Here is a 15946-nt window from a genome sequence, read left to right as displayed (position 1 = left end):
TGACGTTACATGTTGTTTCGTTCAGTTTTCAAAGATCAAATGTTTCTTTAAAAGTGTTTGTATAACTTGTCCACCGTTTAACAGCGACTTAATTATCGTAACACATGGTTATTTTTGAGTCAATAACTTTTTTTAAAAAAGTTATAATCTCTTTTTTTAACCTGATTTCTAACTCCTTATAGAAGTTGGCGATTGTTTCTAGTATAATAAGAAACTTGCGCCTTTCGAAATCGTTTTGTTTTGCCGCTCTCAATGCGACATATATAAATATACCACGCTGTATTTTATAGCGCAATGGTTTTTCTATATTTTTTTGGTTTTTTTATTAAAAAAGTACATAAAAACAAGAAAAACCCGCTCATAGCGGGTTTTTCTTTCGTTAGTAGCATTTACTATTAAACAACAAACATTTGAATTGCAGCAAGTGAGGCTAGTCCAGGAAGCCCTAAAAACCCTGAAACGAAAGCTGTGAATACGTTTATAGGAATGTGGATTCCAAGAGAAGCACCAAATACATTGAAAAAGAACAAGAATAAGACACCGATAACAACCTTAATTGCTCCACTTCCTAAAAAACGCAGTGGTTTTAAAGGAGCACCCGCTATCAGCAAGACGCCGATCATCAAGACTACGCTTATAATAATGACTGTAGTATCCAAAATAAATCCCCCTTTGCCTGTCCTACATTAAATGTATGAACAAACCCAGGGGGAAATGACAAAATCATTGATTCATGGCTCTTATTTCTCTTTTCCTTGCTTCTTTTAATAAGTAGAAGTATTTCGCTTCTACTAAATGCAAATCCATTATACCTTTATCACTTGCATCAATACTGTGCTCCATTATTCGCTCAAGAGATTCCCATTCTTGCTTGAGACGTTGGATTTGATCCAGAAGCTGTTGATCGCATTCTTTTTTCTTGATCCTTTTACGTCTAAACATGATGTCCCCTCTTTTACAATTCTCTTCTTCCTTCTAATGCTTTTGATAATGTAACTTCATCGGCATATTCAAGATCGCCACCCACAGGTAACCCGTGAGCAATTCTTGTGGTACGGATACCAGCCGGTTTTACTAGGCGCGAAATATACATTGCTGTAGCTTCTCCCTCTATATTAGGGTTTGTAGCAATGATGAGTTCTTGAACCCCTTCATCTTGAAGACGGTTGATTAGGCTCGAGATATTAATATCCTCTGGTCCAATTCCATCCATAGGAGAGATAGCCCCGTTCAATACGTGATACCTGCCACTGAACTCTTTCATTTTTTCCATAGCAATTACATCTTTAGGATCTTGAACTACACAGATTACACTAGAATCGCGTTGTTCATCCTGACAAATGGCACAAGGATCCTGATCGGTAATGTGGCCACATGTAGAACAGTGAGTTAGTTCTCTCTTAGCACTCACTAATGCTTTAGCAAAGTCTAAAACATCATCTTCTTGCATTTCTAATACGAAAAAAGCCAGGCGCGCAGCCGTCTTGGGCCCAATCCCTGGCAATTTCGTAAAACTATCGATCAATTTGGAGATGGGTTCCGGATAGTACATCTCAATTCCTCCTAGAACATTCCAGGCATATTCATTCCTTTAGTAAATTGCCCCATTGTATCGTTCGTTTTATCATCTACTTGCTTTAATACATCATTTGTAGCTGCAAGGATTAGATCTTGTAGCATATCAACATCATCAGGATCTACAACATCTTCTTGGATTTCTACATCCGTGATTTCTTTCTTACCATTAGCTACTACTTTGACAACTCCGCCACCAGCTGTAGCTTCAAAGCTCATCTCGTGTAGTTCCTCTTGAGCTTTCATCATTTTCTTTTGCATTTTCTGCATTTGCTTCATCATATTATTCATATTACCTTTCATGGCAATACCTCCTTTAGTCTTCTTGAATATCTAATAAATCATCGCCAACTAACTTACGCGCTTCAGCTATAAGTGGATCTTCCTGTTGAGATTCCTCTTCTGGTTGATCTTGTTGACGTTGCTTCTGGACATACTCTTCACGCATCTCTTGCCAATTCGTTTCAGGGATTGGAATGATGGTAATTTCTTTCCCCATAAACTCAAGCAACTGCTGCTGGATAATGGCTTGGTTTTCAAGAGCGAGTGAGCAGTGAATTTCATACTTAAAGGACAAGACAATTGCATTGTCAGATGCAGCTCTTGGTGTACTATTCATTAACCTTGCATGAGCTGGCGGACTCGTCTGTCTAAGAGAATCCATAAAGTTAGCCCACTGGTTTTTAATCGTTTGTAAATCTTGTTTAGAAGCCTCATTCATAACGTGTCGAATTCGTTCGAACGGAATCTTATAAGCATTCTTTCTATTCGACTTTTGCTGCGGGCGTTTTGGTTCCGCAGGAGAAGGAGAGGCTGCCGGTTGCTGTTGAACATTGGCTAACCGCTTTTCCAATGCCTCAACTTGTTGTTGAAGCTTTTGAACAGATTCTGGTTCAATTGAAGACTGAGATTGAGCTACTGGTTTTGCTACACCCTGAATATCACAAATATTCAACATAGCAATCTCAATAAAAACTTTCGGGCTGTTTGTCCATTTCATCTCTTGTTGGCACTGATTTAGGACAGATATTGTTTGTTGAATCCAGTCAGAGGTGATAGAACCACTTAACTGCTTAAACGACTCATCTGGTATAGCACGTTCAAGAATATCTTCAAGCCCTGGTGCACTTTGATAAAGAAGGAGGTCTCTTAAGTAGTAGATAAGATCAAAGATAAAACGCCCTGGGTCTTTCCCCTCTTGGATGAGGGAATCTACCTGCTGTAAGGTTTCCTTCACTTCATTCTGTTGCAGGGTTTCTACAATAGTAGCTAACTTTTGCTGAGAAACGGATCCTGTTACGGCCAGTACATCACCTATACCTACTTGTGCTTCACTGTAGGAGATGGCCTGATCTAGTAAGCTCAACGCATCGCGCATACCACCTTCTGCAGAAAGAGCAACGGCTTCTAATGCTTCCCTTGTCACATCAATTTGTTCCTGATTCACAATGTGTTCCATCCGCTCCACAAGTGCTCCCTGTGAAATACGTTTGAAATCAAAACGCTGACACCTGGATATGATGGTGAGAGGGATTTTATGAGGTTCTGTAGTTGCTAGTATAAAGATAACATGTTTAGGTGGTTCTTCTAACGTTTTTAACAAGGCATTAAATGCTCCAATAGAAAGCATGTGTACCTCATCCACAATATACACTTTATAAGGGACAGAACTTGGTGCATATTTCACCTTATCACGTATATCCCGTATTTGTTCTACACCGTTATTAGAGGCCGCATCAATTTCAATAACATCTGATATGGATCCGTCCATAATACCTAAACACGCTGAACACTCATTGCATGGCTCTTTAACAGGAGAACGTTCACAGTTTACCGTTTTAGCGAATATTTTAGCTGCACTTGTTTTCCCTGTCCCTCGAGGGCCTGAGAACAAATAAGCGTGGGAAAACTTATTCTGGACAGTCGCATTTTGTAATGTGCGTGTTATATGTGTTTGTCCAACGACATCAGAAAAGTTTTTCGGACGCCATACCCGGTATAAAGCCTGATAACTCATTGTTCCCAATCTCCTTTATGGTTTCTTCCTCATTATACCTAAATGAAGAGGGGCATTTCAAAAGTTATTTCCCTCTTCAACCTAGATGTTTACTATTGTATTTTTCTATAATAAAAAACTCACCCTAAAAAAGGTGAGTTGAGTTTATGTATTGGCGCCGTGCACCCACCGTCGATGAGGCGGCCCCAAGCGTTACTTGAGTTCATGGCTCGACCCGGGCTGTCCCGCAACACACGGGAATGACCGCTTACTGCTGCTTCCTTCCGGACCTGACAGGGTTTACGGGTTCCCATTGTGCGGGACCCGGGTGTCAACACCAATCCCTCAAGGCAGACCTTGAAACCGCCCCACCTTGGGTGGGAATTCGGCCTCGCTATAGCGGATTGCGAGTACAGGACACCGCTACCTTCCCGCTTAGCACGGCAAACTTGTTATCAATTTGTTCGTGCACTCTTCTTTAAGTGCGCAATAATTAGTATATCTACTTTTTCTTTAAAATGCAAACAAAAATGGCGTTTGTGTTCTGTAAGTTATTGTAAATCTTTCTTCAGACGCTTCTTCTTCGCTCTTAATTCGCGGAAAAAATCAGTCAAAAGGCGACTGCATTCAGGTTGAAGTACTTCAGATACCACTTCACATGTATGATTGAAACGATCATCTTGCAACAAGTTCATAAGTGAACCTACACAACCTGCTTTTTGATCATATGCACCAAAGATAACACGAGGTATTCTAGATTGCAATATGGCTCCTGCACACATAGGACAAGGCTCTAGCGTGACGTACAATGTGCATTCTTCTAGTCGCCAGCTCCCAACAACTTGGTTAGCTCTTTCAATTGCAATAAACTCAGCATGAGAAGAAGCTAATTGTTCTGTTTCTCGAACGTTGTGCCCTCTAGCAATTACTTCTCCATCTTTAACAATGACAGCACCAATTGGTACCTCACCTTTTTGTTCCGCTTTCTTGGCTTCTTCTATAGCTATTTCCATAAATGCCACATCGTTCATGTTATCACTTCACTTTACTTGTTTAATTCTCAAAACTCTAGAAAGAATAACAGTTAAAGGGAGGTTCATCTAATATGACCAAAAAGACTGCCATTCTCTTCATTGATTTCATTAATGATTTTAACTTCCAACACGGATCCTTGCTTTTAAAAGAGTGTTACACTATGCTACCAAATATTTTACGATTAAAAGCTTACGCCAACAAGCACAACCTTCCTATTATCTACATAAATGATCATTACAAACTGTGGCAAGCAAATTTGAACCGTATTATTGATACATGTACAAATGAGAAAAACCAATCTTTTCTCAAACAAATTGCCCCAAGTGAATCGGATTACTTCCTTATTAAACCGAAGCACTCTGCTTTTCACCAAACAGCTCTGCAAGCTCTTCTGGTTGAATTAAATGTAAACCACCTCATTATAAGTGGTATTGCGGGTAATATTTGCGTCCTATTTACTGCAAATGATGCCTATATGCGAGAATACACCCTACACGTTCCGTCTGATTGTATTGCCTCTAATGACGTAGAAGATAACATCTACGCTTTAAAGATGATGAAAAATGTTTTAAAAGCGGACATTTCACCTATTCACAAGAAATGATCTACTCATACTTCCCCCTCTTCTTACATAAGTCTTAATTAGTTAAGCATTTAAAAAGGGGGCAATGGTGTGCAGATTCATGTCGTGTCTTCAGGCGAAAGTCTATATAGTATAGCGAATCAGTATAGCGTTCCAATGGAGGAGATCGTAACAGCAAATGAGCTAGATGCACCAAATAATTTAGTCGTTGGGCAAGCTTTGGTTATTCCCGTTCAAGGCGATTACTATTTCGTAAAAAAAGGGGATTCATTATTCTCTATTGCGAAACAGTATGGATTAACAGCTCAGGAGCTAGCCAATATCAATAATATCCCTGTCGATAAACCTCTCCCTCTAAATTTACGTCTATATATTCCACCGCAACCAAAAGTAGAAGCGGCCTTTAATGGCTATGCAGAAACATATGGTGAAAAAGTATCACCCGAGTTAGAGGAATATGTGAGGGAGCATGCTAAATCCCTTACGTACTTAGCACCTTTTAGTTATGAGATTAACCGTGACGGCTCACTCATAGAACCCCCACTTAATGACTACTTTTCCATAGCCAAAGAAAACAATGTGGAAATGATGCTTGTTGTAAACAATATTGAAGAAGGTGGTTTCAGCAAAGAACTAGGACGCCTCATTGTAACAGATACAAATCTACAAGATACATTACTCAGCAATCTTATACAAACAGCTAAAGATAAAGGATTTGGGGACGTTCATTTTGATTTTGAGTTTCTCCCACCAGAGACAAAGGAAGACTACAATAACTTCCTCCGAAAAGCGAAGAAGCGTCTCTCTGCAGAAGGGTTACAAATGTCAACAGCACTAGCTCCTAAAAAAAGTGCTGAACAAACAGGAGCATGGTATGGCGCTCATGATTATAAAACCCATGGCGAAATTGCAGATTTCGTCGTGCTTATGACGTATGAGTGGGGATATAGCGGCGGTCCACCTATGCCAGTATCTCCAATCGATCCAGTACGAAACGTAGTTGAGTATGCTTTAAGCGTTATGCCAGCAGAAAAAATCTTCCTCGGCCAAAATCTCTATGGATATGACTGGACGCTCCCATATAAAAAAGGGAATGAACCTGCTGAAGCCCTATCTCCTCAAAAAGCAATTCGGAGGGCTAGAGAGAATAATGTAGAAATTCAATTTGATGAAGAAGCTAAAGCTCCATTCTATACGTATAAGGACGCTAACGGAAACAAGCATGAAGTGTGGTTTGAAGATGCACGCTCGATCCAAGCGAAGTTTGATCTCGTAAAGGAGCTGGGGTTAAAGGGTGTGAGTTACTGGAAGTTAGGCCTTCCTTTCCCTCAAAACTGGCAGTTAATCGAAAGTCAATTTGATGTGGTTAAACGATAAAGTATCTGTACCTAATAAAGTCAAACAGAGGGGGCGCTATATTTGCGCTCCCTTTTTTTATCACATTCTACAAAACACCTGTTTCAACCTAAATTTGCAGATCTTGCATCAGCCACAAATAATCATTTTATTTTTTCTTCTTGTACTAAAAATCGCTCCTTTACCACAAGCTATCATTGTACGAAAGGAGCGCTATTTGATGTCTGTCATTTTAAAATCTATCCTTATGATAACAGCTGGTGTATGTTTACTGAGATTCGCAGGAAGAAAGTCTATTTCGCAAATGTCTTTAGGCCAAACAGTTATCATGATTTCAATTGGATCGATTATCATTCAACCCATCATTGAAACGAGTGTTTGGCGTACTATAGTAGCAGCCTCGGTCTTTGTGCTATTTCTCATTATACTTGAATACCTACAACTGAAATTTAACTCTCTGGAAAAGTTAGTGACCGGAAAGTCTAGGGTTGTCATTCAAAATGGTCAGCTCCAAACGAAAGAGTTAAAAAAACTCCGTTTATCAGTCGACCAGTTAGAGATGCTCGTAAGACAACAAGGCATTACACAGCTATCCTCTATCCAAACAGCAACAATTGAACCTAACGGGCAGTTAGGATACGATTTAAAAGAGGAAGAGAAGCCATTAACAATAGGGGAATTTAAGCGACTGATCCACCCTTCTATGCTTAAACAAGTACCTAATCCAACTCCCCAACCAAATAACGATATTTTTAACGAAATGACAAGCAAAGGACTTCACTCAGATCCAAAACTAAAATAACTTTTATCCTTCTATAAAAGTAATGGTCCTTACCTCACTCTCGGCTGAATTAAATGCATCCTCCCATAAGTCAGCCGTAATGGAGTCACTTACTTTTTTATATGGAATAGAAACTGTAAAAGAGGCCTCGAACGGGAAAGGGGTAACCCTAATATGTTTTTCATCCATCCATTCTGCCTCTATACCGTTTGGAGCAATGGAAAAGGTTTGGGGGAATCCATCCCGAAACCACGATAACTCGTTCTCCTTCTTCACGCCAGGTGGATTCATGCAACAATAAAGAGACAAGTCATCGCAAAATTGAAGAAAGTCTAAATGCTTCTTTAGGTTAGGAGCTTCTTCTGAAAGAAAGGAAAGAAGGCGTTCCCTTCTCCTTTCTTCACTATGTAAAAATTCTATGACCGATTCTGATAACGTATCAGTTCTCGAGTAAAAGGAAGCATAATGCATGCTACACATTACCGCCGCATAAGAAGAGTGTTCTTCAACCTCATCAATCCCACCTTGATATGCAATCACCTTTTCTTCTTCAGGGAAATCAATGAAAGAATACGGTTGCTGTTTATGATTATTCCAACGGGGCTTTTGATCTAAAGGAATCCAAGCACGATCATGGTAGGCGACTGCATACTCTACATCACTTCTAGGTTCTCCCCCCACGAATTCATCCCCCTTCCACTTCTTAGCCATGATCCCTGACACAAGAGCGTGGTGATGCTGTTGAAATAATAGTATATGATTAGGTTCTCTTACAACGATCATATTCATCCCTCTTCCTTAACTAGATAAAATCCTGCAACCTATTTAGTTGCAGGATTTTATTATCTCTATTTAGTTACTCTCTCACCTTTACGCCAATAGTTTAAGCGATTCTCGATTAAATGCAGGGATATCATCAGGTTGGCGACTCGTAACAAGCTGATTACCGCATACTACAACCTCTTCATCTTTGTAATGAACACCTGCATATTCCATATCTACAGATATAGATGTAAAGCCAGTTGCTGTACGTCCCTCTAATGATTTAGCTGTAATAAGCAACTGAGGACCATGACAAATGGCAAATACGGGCTTTTTCTCATCCATGAAATGCTTAGCAAACTTCACGAAGCGTTCATCTGCACGCAATTGGTCAGGGGAAAAGCCTCCTGGGATAAGTAAAGCATCAAAGTCTTCAGGTTTCACATCGTCAATGCCTTGGTCGATTGTTACCGATTCATTTCCTTGCTTACCCGTAACTTTATTCCCTTTCTGTTTCTCAATAGTTACAACTTCATGACCAGCTTCTTTAAATGCCTTAACTGGATCTGTGTATTCTACATCTTCAAAAAGTTCTGTTACGACACATGCAATTTTACTCATGATGATCTCCTCTCCTTTGCTTTAATTATATTTCCTATATTTCCCTTGCGAGAATTCTTTAAACCATTGAACAGGTTATTGTCTATCACTCATTCGAAACTGCTGAAAAATGGACCCTTCACCCTCTGGGTACACCATCCTACCAGCAATAGTATTAATCATTTTTATATTTCTACTGACAGAAAGACCTAAGTTGTTAGCCCCCGTGCCATGGGAATGGCTGATATTTGTAGTAACAAATATCTTATGATTACGATTTTGTTTAAATACGATTTCACAATTACGCCCAACCTTAAATAGGTTCTCATCCTCATAGATAACCCCTTCAGCGAAACGATTGTTAAACCAATCGGGAACATTAGGCTTATACCCTGTAGCTAAAACAACTTTGTCTGTATTATAAGTGAAGGTATCATCTGCTTGCCATTGATGACAATGTAGCATGTAGCTTTCTCCACTTTCCTCAATAGAACTTACTTCAGTTACAGGTTGAATCGTAACATCATTTTGATTTGAACCAATAGAACGATGGTAAAGCCAATTATAAATATTACTAAGAGTAGAAGGGTCGACTCCATTTTGTAAAGAATCTAGATCAGACAGAGTGTTCTTTCTTTGTTCGTACGTTAAAGAATTGAAATAAGTTACATAATCTGGGGAAAAGAACTCCTGCGGTAACTTAGCCGTGTCTAATTGAAAGAGTCCAGGTGAACGTGTGAGCCATGTGATCTCGTAGCCATAATGCCCCTGTTCTGTCAAAAGATCTTCTACTATCTCAGCAGCACTTTGTCCTGACCCTATTACCGTAATTTTGTCTCCTTTCACGATCTCTTCTTTTTTATATAAATAGCGACTCGTGTGCACAACATCCTCTTCAGGCAAACCTTCCATTCCATCTAGGATAAGAGGAGTACTACCTGTTCCCATCACAATATGCTTTGCGTTATAATGTTCTATTTCACCTGTGTTCATATCTTCTACCATTACTTTATAATAATGGGACCCATCACCCTGAAGTTCCTCAACGTCTACAACCCTTTTACTGAAGTGTAAGTTACCCAACTGACCTGCTACCCATTGCAAATACTCATTGTATTCTTCCCTTGGAGCTTGAAGTTCTTGGAAAAAGAAAAATGGGTACAAGCGATTTTGCTTATGTAAATAATTCACGAACGAAAAGCGGCTCGTTGGATCAGCAAATGTCACTAAATCAGCCAGAAATGGCACCTGTAAATTTGTCCCTTTAATCAACATTCCGGGATGCCATTCCAATTGGTCAGTTTGCTCAAAGAACAATCCGTTTAAATCTTCCACTGGTTCTATTAGTGCCGCCAATCCTAAATTAAAGGGTCCTACCCCAACACCGATTACATCATACAATTGATTAGACATTCTTAATCCACCTTTAGTAGAGAGTCTTCTTCATTTTCCCTCAATATCAGGAAAATAAAACAAAAAGAGTAACCTCTATATGTTAGAAGTTACTCTTTTTAGATATAGATTCGACAAGTAAAGAAGAACGAGTGTGATGGCCGTTACTCTCTAGGGTTCATAGAGCCTGCGAGTATCATAAGATCTCCCTCATTTTGTGATGGTCTATATAGTTATGCTTCGTAATGGAGTATTTTATTTACTTCTTCATTTTCATGAAGAAGATCCTTTAGTGTGTACTGATTTAAAACGTAGAAAAATGACTGCAAGGCCTCTTCTAAAGCATACTTCAATTGACCAGATGGTTTTAGATCTTCCTCTTTAGAACCAGACTGAACATAATCAATTAGGACAAAGTCACTCTCCATTTTACGAATGACGTCCCCTAAATTTATATTTTCAGGTCGTTCTAATAGCTTAATCCCACCTGACCTCCCTCGAATTGTTTGAATTAACTCTAATTTTCCGAGGTGAAAAACCACTTTGCTTAAGTGGTTTTGGGAGATATCAAATGCTTGAGAAATTTCTTTAATCGAAGATAGATGATCTTGTTCTTTAGAACCTACATAAAGAAGAACCCTTAAAGAGTAATCCGTGTACTTTTTTAGACGCATGCATTCTGCTCCTTTATCGCCGTCTGTTTTTGTTATATTATTATAGCAAAAAATTTGAGTGCAAACGAACAGTAAAGAAGAGATTTTTTACTTGAATTTATATACAAATACTGATACATCAACATTGAAAGTAATTATTAACATTCTATAAAAAATAATATATTTACTTCACAATGCTCTCAAACTGTGATTTTAGTGTAAAATTATTATACTAAATTAAATATACTATAAAATACACATTTTACTCATAACTACAAATCCCCCACTCAGCAGCAGTGGGGGGATTGCTAATTATAAAGGTTAATTCCATTTTTGTATTATTAGGGTAACTTCAAGGGGAAGAGCGTAATAATGAAGGTGACTTAAGGATATAAGGTTTACAAGTGGCAATATAGAGAGGAAGATTCATTCAACCGTAACCTAAGTATAAAAAGCTGTTCCATTTGGAACAGCTTTTTTGGTTATTTATTCTTCTAGAGTTGAAACATCTCCTGTAGGTAGTCCTAGCTCCCATGATTTCAATAGTCTTCTCATAATCTTACCACTTCGGGTCTTAGGGATTGTATCTTTTACTTCTAATTCACGAGGCGCAGCATGAGCACTTAACCCTTTCTTAACAAACTGACGAATCTCCTCAAGTAACTCTTCCGACTCAGAGTATCCATCATTCAAAGTAATAAATGCTTTAATGATCTCTCCTCGCTCAGGATCTGGTTTACCAATAACGCCTGCCTCTGATACTGCAGGGTGTTCAATCAATTTACTTTCTACTTCAAATGGTCCCACTCGTTCTCCAGAAGTATTAATAACATCATCTAATCGACCCTGGAACCAAAAGTATCCTTCTTCATCCTTGTACGCACTATCTCCGGATATATACCAGCCATTTAAGAAGTAGCTCTCATATTTCTCAGGTCGCTTCCAGATTGCTCGCATCATAGACGGCCAAGGTGCCTTAATGGCTAGGTTCCCCATCTGATTTGGAGGAAGTTCGTTCCCTTCATTATCAATAATAGAAGCCACAATACCAGGGAAAGGTTTGCCCATGGAACCTGGTTTCATATCAAGGGCCGGGAAGTTACAAATCAATTGCCCACCAGTTTCAGTCATCCACCATGTATCATGGATGCGAAGCTCCAGAGCACTCATTCCCCAGGCAATAACTTCTGGGTTTAAAGGTTCACCCACACTCAGAACATGTCGGAGGTTTGTTAGATTATACTCTTTCACAATATCCTCCCCAGCACTCATCAATTTACGAAATGCTGTAGGAGCTGAATACCAAACGGTGACTTCTTTTTCTTGCAATGTTTCGTACCATTGTTCAGGACTAAAGCGTCCACCACGAACTAGGTTTGTCACACCGTTCAGCCATGGAGCAAAGATTCCATAACTCGTACCAGTCACCCAACCCGGATCGGCTGTACACCAGTAGATATCGTCTTCTTTCAAATCCAGCACCCATTTACCTGTTTGATAATGCTGAAGCATTGCATTGTGAACGTGATAAACTCCTTTTGGCTTGCCTGTTGAACCAGAAGTATAATGGAGAAGCATACCATCTTCTAGATCGACCCATTCTACATCAAAGCTTTTAGAAGCCTCATTCATCTCAGCATGATAATCAATGTAAGCTTCTCCTTTTTGATCTGACTCACCAACTAAGACAACCTTCTTCAAATGAGGTAAATCACTAAAAGGTACACGCTCTAATAATTCAGGTGTGGTGACTAACATAGAAGCTTCACTATCTTCTAATCGGTCACGAACCGCTTGTTCCATAAATGCTTCAAAGAGAGGTCCCGCAATGGCCCCGACTTTTAGAATTCCTAGAAATGACGCATAGAACTCCGGACTACGAGGCATGAACAAAAAGACTCGATCTTCTTTTTCTACCCCATGTTTTTTCAGTACATTAGCAAATTGGTTGCTTGATTGTTTTAAATCAGTAAAAGTTAGCTTCTCTTCTCGATCAGGGGCAGAATAAATAAGAGCAATTTGATCCGCTTTATCTGGGTTTTCAGCATGACGATCAATGGCTTCATACGCAATATTTGCTTTCCCTGTCGTATGCCAACTAAAATTGGATTTAGCTTCATCCCAATTAAATTTCTGATACGTTTCTTCATAGTCAGTCATGTTGAAATTTCCACTTTTGGTCTCAATACGTTGCATGTTCATCCAATCACCTCGTCCCCATTTTGTAAACGATTACAGTTCTCATTAAAAAAAGAGAAAATCGCTTTGAGCTTAAACTATTTAAAAATTCCGTTAATTAATTCTATTGTATGTGATTCAATTGTAAATTTAAAGCCATAACCCTCACAATAATTGGAATAACTTATTAAAATCAGAAAAAAGTCCTGTAAGGATCACCTCACAGGACTCTTAACATCATAATCTTTTATTTTTTCTTTGAGTTATAATCCATATAAACAACCTGGGTAACAAGGAAGTCTTCTAAACCGTGCTTACCATCAGCACCGCCTATACCGGATTTACGAAGTCCTTGGTGATAACCTTGAACAGATTCCATATTCTCACGGTTTACATACGTTTCACCAAACTTAAGTTCATTTACAATACGCATTGCTTCACTTAAATCTTCTGTATAAACGGAAGAAGAAAGACCATAATCAGTATCATTTCCTTTTTCAATAGCTTCATCTATTGTTGAGAAAGTAGAAATCGGAATAACAGGCCCGAAGATCTCTTCTTGTATTACAGTCATATCATGTGTAACATCAGCTAAAATAGTTGGCTCATAGAAGAACCCTTTTTCCTGATCTCCACGTTTTCCTCCTGTAACAATACGTGCACCTTCATTTACGGCACTCTCTACCATCTTCTCAACTTCCTGTATACGGTCTTCACTAATTAACGGGCCTACATCAGCATTTTTGTCCTGAAGTGGATTACCTAACTTTTGTTTCTCGAATGATTGATGAAGACGATTTATGAATTCTTCTGCGACACTCTCATGTACATATACTCTTTCGGCATTTGTACAAGCCTGTCCGTTGTTAATTAAACGAGATCGTGTAACATTCTCAACTGCTACGTCTAAATCAGCATTAGCCGTAACGATCGCCGGTGCTTTACCCCCTAACTCGAGATTTACTTTAGTGATGTTTTGAGCAGCAGCTTCCATCACCTTCGTACCAGCTCCGACACTACCAGTCATAGAGATCATATGAACCTTTTCATGAGTGGCCATTGCATTACCTAGTTTCCCACCGGTGCCGGTAATGAAATTGTAAATCCCTTTCGGCAGATCCATTTCATCAATAATTTTTGTGAATTCTGCTGCTGTATTAGGTGTTTGTTGACTTGGTTTTAATACAATAGAACAACCTGTTACAAGGGCCGTAGCAACTTTACGAGCTAAGATAAATATAGGGAAGTTCCAAGGAACGATACCAGCAACAACACCAATAGGTTTTTTATAGACCATAATATTTTCATTCGGGCGGTCACTTGGTACAATTTCACCTTCAATTCTACGTGCCCATTCTGACATGTACCGGAAGTAATCTATCGCAAGATCCACTTCTCCACTTGCTAGTTCATAGGCTTTCCCTTGCTCTTCTTGCAATAACTGGATAAAGGTGTCACGTTTCTCAGCAATCTTATCACCCATTTCACGTACCGCTTCGCCTCGCTTAATAGCAGGAGTTAACTCCCACTCCTTTTGGGCATTAAATGCTGCTTCAACAGCTCTATTTACATCTTCTTCTGTCCCCTTAGGGGTTCTTGAGATCAATTCTTCAGTTGATGGGTTTATAATATCAATATATTCACTACCTGTGGAATTAACATATTCGCCGTTAATGTATAACTTATGAGTTTGCATGATCATCCTCCTTAAATGAATGTTCTCCAAGAATTTACCTCTTTATCTGAAAGCCAAAACTATTTAATAGGTTGTAAAGGCGTTCGTTGACACCTTTCTCTGCCACTTATATACTAAGGTTATTAAAAGTATAGAACATTCCGATTCGGGAGAGGTTCTAGCTAAACCCTCTATAAAAAACTAAAGAACAAGAGGTGGATCTTCGCTTAATGAAGACATCCTCTTTTTTTGTTCTTTGAGAAAGTGGTGACGAACAATGGCAGGAAGAAAAGATGAAGAACTAGAAGGGGTTACGTTACTTGGCAACCAAGGAACAAGTTACTCTTTTGACTACGATCCAGAAGTCTTAGAATCATTTGATAACAAGCATCCTAAGCGCGATTATTTCGTTAAATTCAATTGCCCTGAATTCACAACACTGTGCCCTAAAACAGGACAACCTGACTTTGCAACGATCTATATAAGCTACATCCCAGGCGAAAAGATGGTGGAAAGCAAATCCTTAAAACTATACCTTTTCAGCTTCCGTAACCACGGAGACTTCCATGAAGACAGTATGAACATCATCATGAACGACCTAATCGAACTCATGGACCCTCGCTATATTGAAGTATGGGGCAAATTCACCCCAAGAGGCGGCATATCCATCGACCCATACTGCAACTACGGAAAACCCAACACCAAATACGAAAAAATGGCCGAACACCGCCTGATGAATCATGATATGTACCCAGAAACTATAGATAATAGGTAGAAAAGCGCAGGCGGGGTGCCCAGGGCCGTACGGATAAGCAAGCTGCTGCAAGTCTGCTCAGCAGACTGGAAGTAGATTGCTTATCGCGCTAGGCCCTCCCCGCCGGAGCTAGACACTAGAAAAGCGCAGGGGGCTTGCCCAGGGGCGTACGGATAAGTAAACTGCCGGAAGTGGCGATTAGCCACTGCAGGTAGTTTACTTATCTCGCTAGCCCCTAGCCCCCGGAGCTAGACACTAGAAAAGCATAGGCGACTGACCAAGGTAAAGAGGAAGCTGCTGCAAGTCTGCTCAGCAGACTGGAAGTAGATTGCTTATCTCGCTAGGCCCTCCCCGCCAGAGCTAAACACCAAAAAGCCAAGTACAAATCTGTACTTGGCTTTTTACTACTCTTCTTTAGATTCCTTCAGTGCTTTAGGCTCTTCTTCATCATCTAATAATTCCCTCGTAGATTGCTTAAATTCAGCTAAGGTTTTCCCAAATGCTGCACCGATCTCAGGCAGCTTCTTCGGGCCAAATAATATGAGAGATAGAATCAAAATCAGCACTAAACCAGGGATTCCGATCTGAGGAAGCATAAGGCTTCAC

At 39.6% G+C, this 15946-nt stretch carries 17 protein-coding genes, 1 other RNA gene and 1 riboswitch; of the genes, 4 read left to right on the top strand and 14 right to left on the bottom strand.

Features of this window, described 5'->3' with window-relative positions; all coding sequences use genetic code 11:
• Positions 1–395: 395 nt before the first annotated feature.
• The 7 genes from N780_RS04690 to tadA form a co-directional block, all read right to left on the bottom strand.
• A complete protein-coding gene (locus tag N780_RS04690) occupies positions 396–659 on the bottom strand; it encodes a pro-sigmaK processing inhibitor BofA family protein (protein WP_036780668.1) in 264 nt (87 codons plus the stop codon).
• A gap of 64 nt (positions 660–723) precedes the next feature.
• Positions 724–942, bottom strand: a complete 219-nt coding sequence (locus tag N780_RS04685; protein WP_036780667.1) for a YaaL family protein — start codon at positions 940–942, stop codon at positions 724–726.
• Between the two features lie 13 nt (positions 943–955).
• Positions 956–1552, bottom strand: a complete 597-nt coding sequence (gene recR / locus N780_RS04680) for a recombination mediator RecR (protein WP_036780666.1) — start codon at positions 1550–1552, stop codon at positions 956–958.
• Positions 1553–1563: 11 nt separating this feature from the next.
• Positions 1564–1878, bottom strand: a complete 315-nt coding sequence (locus N780_RS04675; protein ID WP_036780665.1) for a YbaB/EbfC family nucleoid-associated protein — start codon at positions 1876–1878, stop codon at positions 1564–1566.
• Between the two features lie 13 nt (positions 1879–1891).
• Entirely contained in the window at positions 1892–3592 is a 1701-nt protein-coding gene (gene dnaX / locus N780_RS04670; RefSeq protein ID WP_036780656.1) for a DNA polymerase III subunit gamma/tau, read from the bottom strand.
• A gap of 157 nt (positions 3593–3749) precedes the next feature.
• An RNA gene (ffs, locus tag N780_RS19415) (signal recognition particle sRNA large type) lies at positions 3750–4015 on the bottom strand.
• A gap of 107 nt (positions 4016–4122) precedes the next feature.
• The gene (gene tadA, locus N780_RS04665) at positions 4123–4602 is read right to left on the bottom strand and encodes a tRNA adenosine(34) deaminase TadA (protein WP_036780655.1); all 480 of its coding nucleotides are present in this window, start codon (positions 4600–4602) and stop codon (positions 4123–4125) included.
• 74 nt (positions 4603–4676) lie between these two features.
• On the opposite strand from tadA, the gene N780_RS04660 reads away from it, so the two are divergent.
• From N780_RS04660 to N780_RS04650, 3 genes are all read left to right on the top strand, one after another.
• Positions 4677–5210, top strand: a complete 534-nt coding sequence (locus tag N780_RS04660) for a cysteine hydrolase family protein (protein ID WP_036780654.1) — start codon at positions 4677–4679, stop codon at positions 5208–5210.
• A gap of 69 nt (positions 5211–5279) precedes the next feature.
• The gene (locus tag N780_RS04655) at positions 5280–6566 is read left to right on the top strand and encodes a glycoside hydrolase family 18 protein (RefSeq protein ID WP_036780653.1); all 1287 of its coding nucleotides are present in this window, start codon (positions 5280–5282) and stop codon (positions 6564–6566) included.
• 199 nt (positions 6567–6765) lie between these two features.
• Positions 6766–7347: a DUF421 domain-containing protein gene (locus N780_RS04650; RefSeq protein WP_036780651.1), complete on the top strand. Its 582-nt coding sequence runs from the start codon at positions 6766–6768 to the stop codon at positions 7345–7347.
• Between the two features lie 3 nt (positions 7348–7350).
• On the opposite strand, the gene N780_RS04645 is transcribed toward N780_RS04650, so the two are convergent.
• The 6 genes from N780_RS04645 to aldA form a co-directional block, all read right to left on the bottom strand.
• Entirely contained in the window at positions 7351–8109 is a 759-nt protein-coding gene (locus tag N780_RS04645; RefSeq protein WP_036780648.1) for a DUF3891 family protein, read from the bottom strand.
• Between the two features lie 87 nt (positions 8110–8196).
• On the bottom strand, positions 8197–8709 hold the full coding sequence (locus tag N780_RS04640) for a type 1 glutamine amidotransferase domain-containing protein (protein ID WP_036780646.1): 513 nt from the start codon (positions 8707–8709) through the stop codon (positions 8197–8199).
• Positions 8710–8784: 75 nt separating this feature from the next.
• Positions 8785–10101 carry a lysine N(6)-hydroxylase/L-ornithine N(5)-oxygenase family protein gene (locus tag N780_RS04635; RefSeq protein ID WP_036780644.1) on the bottom strand — a complete coding sequence of 439 codons (1317 nt, stop codon included), beginning with the start codon at positions 10099–10101 and terminating at the stop codon, positions 8785–8787.
• A 212-nt stretch (positions 10102–10313) separates the two neighbouring features.
• Entirely contained in the window at positions 10314–10754 is a 441-nt protein-coding gene (locus N780_RS04630) for an Rrf2 family transcriptional regulator (RefSeq protein ID WP_036780642.1), read from the bottom strand.
• Between the two features lie 465 nt (positions 10755–11219).
• A complete protein-coding gene (gene acsA, locus N780_RS04625) occupies positions 11220–12935 on the bottom strand; it encodes an acetate--CoA ligase (protein ID WP_036780640.1) in 1716 nt (571 codons plus the stop codon).
• A gap of 223 nt (positions 12936–13158) precedes the next feature.
• Positions 13159–14607, bottom strand: coding sequence for an aldehyde dehydrogenase (gene aldA, locus N780_RS04620; protein ID WP_036780638.1), 1449 nt, complete (start codon positions 14605–14607; stop codon positions 13159–13161).
• A gap of 145 nt (positions 14608–14752) precedes the next feature.
• Positions 14753–14797: riboswitch (PreQ1 riboswitch) on the top strand.
• 66 nt (positions 14798–14863) lie between these two features.
• Between aldA and queF the strand changes: the two genes are divergently transcribed.
• Positions 14864–15361: a preQ(1) synthase gene (gene queF, locus N780_RS04615; RefSeq protein WP_036780620.1), complete on the top strand. Its 498-nt coding sequence runs from the start codon at positions 14864–14866 to the stop codon at positions 15359–15361.
• Between the two features lie 383 nt (positions 15362–15744).
• Here queF and N780_RS04610 read toward each other — a convergent pair whose 3' ends face one another.
• Positions 15745–15936: a twin-arginine translocase TatA/TatE family subunit gene (locus N780_RS04610; protein ID WP_036780617.1), complete on the bottom strand. Its 192-nt coding sequence runs from the start codon at positions 15934–15936 to the stop codon at positions 15745–15747.
• Positions 15937–15946: the final 10 nt, after the last annotated feature.

The sequence above is a fragment of the Pontibacillus chungwhensis BH030062 genome, assembly GCF_000770675.1.
In the GTDB taxonomy this organism is placed as follows: domain Bacteria; phylum Bacillota; class Bacilli; order Bacillales; family BH030062; genus Pontibacillus; species Pontibacillus chungwhensis.
The sequence above is the reverse complement of the archived record's forward strand: the minus strand, read 5'-3'. Positions and strand labels throughout refer to the sequence as shown.

Excerpts from the sequence above, each read along its gene's own strand:
- N780_RS04685 (WP_036780667.1), bottom strand. The coding sequence starts at position 942 with ATGTTTAGACGTAAAAGGATCAAGAAAAAAGAATGCGATCAACAGCTT.
- recR (WP_036780666.1), bottom strand. The coding sequence starts at position 1,552 with ATGTACTATCCGGAACCCATCTCCAAATTGATCGATAGTTTTACGAAA.
- N780_RS04675 (WP_036780665.1), bottom strand. The coding sequence starts at position 1,878 with ATGAAAGGTAATATGAATAATATGATGAAGCAAATGCAGAAAATGCAA.
- dnaX (WP_036780656.1), bottom strand. The coding sequence starts at position 3,592 with ATGAGTTATCAGGCTTTATACCGGGTATGGCGTCCGAAAAACTTTTCT.
- tadA (WP_036780655.1), bottom strand. The coding sequence starts at position 4,602 with ATGAACGATGTGGCATTTATGGAAATAGCTATAGAAGAAGCCAAGAAA.
- N780_RS04660 (WP_036780654.1), top strand. The coding sequence starts at position 4,677 with ATGACCAAAAAGACTGCCATTCTCTTCATTGATTTCATTAATGATTTT.
- N780_RS04650 (WP_036780651.1), top strand. The coding sequence starts at position 6,766 with ATGTCTGTCATTTTAAAATCTATCCTTATGATAACAGCTGGTGTATGT.
- N780_RS04645 (WP_036780648.1), bottom strand. The coding sequence starts at position 8,109 with ATGATCGTTGTAAGAGAACCTAATCATATACTATTATTTCAACAGCAT.
- N780_RS04640 (WP_036780646.1), bottom strand. The coding sequence starts at position 8,709 with ATGAGTAAAATTGCATGTGTCGTAACAGAACTTTTTGAAGATGTAGAA.
- N780_RS04635 (WP_036780644.1), bottom strand. The coding sequence starts at position 10,101 with ATGTCTAATCAATTGTATGATGTAATCGGTGTTGGGGTAGGACCCTTT.
- N780_RS04630 (WP_036780642.1), bottom strand. The coding sequence starts at position 10,754 with ATGCGTCTAAAAAAGTACACGGATTACTCTTTAAGGGTTCTTCTTTAT.
- acsA (WP_036780640.1), bottom strand. The coding sequence starts at position 12,935 with ATGAACATGCAACGTATTGAGACCAAAAGTGGAAATTTCAACATGACT.
- aldA (WP_036780638.1), bottom strand. The coding sequence starts at position 14,607 with ATGCAAACTCATAAGTTATACATTAACGGCGAATATGTTAATTCCACA.
- queF (WP_036780620.1), top strand. The coding sequence starts at position 14,864 with ATGGCAGGAAGAAAAGATGAAGAACTAGAAGGGGTTACGTTACTTGGC.
- N780_RS04610 (WP_036780617.1), bottom strand. The coding sequence starts at position 15,936 with ATGCTTCCTCAGATCGGAATCCCTGGTTTAGTGCTGATTTTGATTCTA.